Raw genomic sequence first — 1712 nt, forward strand, 5'->3', positions numbered from 1 at the left:
GATGTCAGTGGTAGGAGAGCGTTCTAAGGGCGTTGAAGCTAGACCGTAAGGACTGGTGGAGCGCTTAGAAGTGAGAATGCCGGTATGAGTAGCGAAAGATGAGTGAGAATCTCATCCACCGAATGCCTAAGGTTTCCTGAGGAAGGCTCGTCCGCTCAGGGTTAGTCGGGACCTAAGCCGAGGCCGAAAGGCGTAGGCGATGGACAACAGGTTGATATTCCTGTACCACCTCTTTATCGTTTGAGCAATGGGGGGACGCAGGAGGATAGGGTAAGCGCGCTGTTGGATATGCGCGTCTAAGCAGTTAGGCTGAGAAGTAGGCAAATCCGCTTCTCGCGAAGGCTGAGCTGTGATAGCGAGGGAAATTTAGTACCGAAGTTCCTGATTCCACACTGCCAAGAAAAGCCTCTAGCGAGATAAAAGGTGCCCGTACCGCAAACCGACACAGGTAGGCGAGGAGAGAATCCTAAGGTGAGCGAGAGAACTCTCGTTAAGGAACTCGGCAAAATGACCCCGTAACTTCGGGAGAAGGGGTGCTTTTTGAGGTGAATAGCCTCGAAGAGCCGCAGTGAATAGGCCCAGGCGACTGTTTAGCAAAAACACAGGTCTCTGCGAAGCCGCAAGGCGAAGTATAGGGGCTGACGCCTGCCCGGTGCTGGAAGGTTAAGAGGAGGGGTTAGCGCAAGCGAAGCTCTGAATCGAAGCCCCAGTAAACGGCGGCCGTAACTATAACGGTCCTAAGGTAGCGAAATTCCTTGTCGGGTAAGTTCCGACCCGCACGAAAGGCGTAACGATCTGGGCACTGTCTCAACGAGAGACTCGGTGAAATTATAGTACCTGTGAAGATGCAGGTTACCCGCGACAGGACGGAAAGACCCCGTGGAGCTTTACTGTAGCCTGATATTGAATTTTGGTACAGCTTGTACAGGATAGGTAGGAGCCTGAGAAGCCGGAGCGCTAGCTTCGGTGGAGGCGTCGGTGGGATACTACCCTGGCTGTATTGAAATTCTAACCCGCACCCCTGATCGGGGTGGGAGACAGTGTCAGGTGGGCAGTTTGACTGGGGCGGTCGCCTCCTAAAGAGTAACGGAGGCGCCCAAAGGTTCCCTCAGAATGGTTGGAAATCATTCGCAGAGTGTAAAGGCACAAGGGAGCTTGACTGCGAGACCTACAAGTCGAGCAGGGACGAAAGTCGGGCTTAGTGATCCGGTGGTTCCGCATGGAAGGGCCATCGCTCAACGGATAAAAGCTACCCCGGGGATAACAGGCTTATCTCCCCCAAGAGTCCACATCGACGGGGAGGTTTGGCACCTCGATGTCGGCTCATCGCATCCTGGGGCTGTAGTCGGTCCCAAGGGTTGGGCTGTTCGCCCATTAAAGCGGTACGCGAGCTGGGTTCAGAACGTCGTGAGACAGTTCGGTCCCTATCCGTCGTGGGCGCAGGAAATTTGAGAGGAGCTGTCCTTAGTACGAGAGGACCGGGATGGACGCACCGCTGGTGTACCAGTTGTTCTGCCAAGGGCATCGCTGGGTAGCTATGTGCGGACGGGATAAGTGCTGAAAGCATCTAAGCATGAAGCCCCCCTCAAGATGAGATTTCCCATAGCGCAAGCTAGTAAGAACCCTGAAAGATGATCAGGTTGATAGGTCAGAGGTGGAAGCGTGGTAACATGTGGAGCTGACTGATACTAATCGTTCGAGGACTTAACCAA

The 1712-nt window shown here is 54.1% G+C and carries 1 protein-coding gene and 1 other annotated feature (1 of these 2 only partly in view); the gene reads left to right on the forward strand.

Annotation, left to right across the window (positions count from 1 at the left end):
• Positions 1–1712 (forward strand) — a sequence feature (mutual gap in cmsearch alignment for this rRNA model is longer than 100) (it extends 1400 nt beyond the left edge of the window).
• On the forward strand, positions 1305–1535 hold the full coding sequence (locus AB7942_RS30230; RefSeq protein ID WP_369449752.1) for a hypothetical protein: 231 nt from the start codon (positions 1305–1307) through the stop codon (positions 1533–1535). Its footprint overlaps the feature before it by 231 nt.

It is taken from the genome of Neobacillus sp. BF23-41 (genome assembly GCF_041106275.1).